This is a genomic window from Pseudomonas sp. 1L-E-NC-VB-C3 (assembly GCF_057291535.1).
The window spans coordinates 1-1,862 of the sequence record NZ_JBXAWD010000033.1 but is presented as its reverse complement, the minus strand read 5'-3'; the positions used below and the strand labels follow the sequence as shown (position 1 = coordinate 1,862).

Genomic DNA, 1,862 nt, shown 5'->3' with positions numbered 1-1,862 from the left:
ACAGGGTATTGGACTCGAACGGTGAGGAAGTGCTGGAAGGGGGATGGACGGTCAGCACTAGCTTAACGTTGTCGGGGACTGCGAGTAAGGGACTGAATATCGAGGTGTTCGATGATGATGGGTCGAGCACTGTTGCCAAAGGGCGAGCGACGGCCGACCCGCTGACGGGGATCTGGACACGAGAAGTGACTGTTGCTGAAGGGAAGCACCGGTTATTTGCGAGATCGTTGTATCACAGTGGTGAGGTGGATTCTGACGCGCGGAGTTTTACGGTGACAGCGGATGTTGCGCCGACGATTGATTCGGTTAAAGGCTCTCCGAGTGGCAATGACATTAGTCATGGAGGCGTCATCGTTGAAACGGCTGTGGACCTCACTGGCACAGCGGCGAAGGGCGAGAAAGTCCAGATTCTGGACAATGGCGAGTATGTAGCAGAATCCTCAGCGGATACCAATACGGGCAAATGGGTTCTGGAAATCACAGGGCTGACAGAAAAAAAACATAGTTTTACGGCAGAGGTGAAGTACGGCCCAGGACAAAGCTCAGCCACGTGGACGCTTACGGTAACGGCGCTGGTGATACCCTCCCTAACTAATATAATTGACGATATGGGTATGGACATTCCCAGCGGCCAAACTACCGCAAGCACGACATTGACACTCAAGGGCAAGGCAAGCAAGGGTTTGAAGGTTGAAATATTTGATGATAATGGTACGAGCGTTGAATCAAAAGGCGATGCCACAGCCGAGGCGTTAAATGGCACGTGGATGCTGCGACTGTTTGACCAGCAACTGGGTGCTCACAACTTCCACGCCAAATCCAAATACAGCGACGGCCATGTATCAAATTTCCACAAATTAACAATCGTTAACTATGTAGAAGAAACCTTTGATGACTTGCCTACCGGGCCTGCAACGGAAACTCCGACCATGTTTATATCTGGAACCGTTAGCATCCAAAAGAATTACCACTTCGCACCTGGTTACCCGACAGGTCACGCACTTACATCAGGCAGCTTCATTTACGAAAATCAAACATGCCGCATGCAACTTAAAAGGAGCTATAAAAGAATCACACTATTAATGCACTCTTCCAGCATCAGAGCACCTGGACATATACGCATTTATCGAGACAATACATTAATAAAAACCATACCAATCCATTACCTTGCCGGCAACACATCGGACTCACTCCAACTTACAGAAGAAGGAGGAATTGACCTTGTAGAAATTTATGGAAGTTATCTGGGGACGGTAGGTGCCTTTCAAATTGACAGCGTCCGAATGTATAAGTAATCGTTGGCACATCATGCAGATTTGCCGCGATGACTGCGATTTATTAAGTAATGGATATGGTGGTTGGGCTGACGTCATCGGGTGCACAAAAGGGACAGATTTAATTAACCAGTGATTGATGATCGTTCCCACGCTCTGCGTGGGAATGCCTCGAGGGACGCTCCGCGTTCCAGCTCTGGTGGGGACGCAGAGCGTCCCGGGCTGCATTCCCACGCGGAGCGTGGGAACGATCAACGCGTAAGCAATGAAGATTCCTGTGGGAGCGAGCCTGCTCGCGAAAGCGTCGGAGCAGTCAGCATTGCAACCGAACATTACGACAAATTCGCAAGCAGGCTCGCTTCCGCAACTGCCGCGCGGACAAGATCCGGCAAGACCGCTCGTCTGAATACCGCCTGTACCTGTCAGATCTGACAGGTGTGCTTTTTTTCAAACTGGAGTGAGATGGATCCCATTCAATGCACGGCACGGCACGGCACGGCACGGCACGGCACGGCACGGCAAAATTCTCAGGGAGCGCTTCCATGGATATCCAGTCTTCGATTTTCAACGAATTGTTTGTCTTGTATC

At 50.5% G+C, this 1,862-nt stretch carries 1 pseudogene; it reads left to right on the top strand.

The annotated features are described in order from the left end of the window. Positions 1 to 1,295, top strand: a pseudogene (locus AC0Z5Z_RS26655) (hypothetical protein); the annotation flags it as partial. Positions 1,296 to 1,862 lie beyond the last annotated feature (567 nt).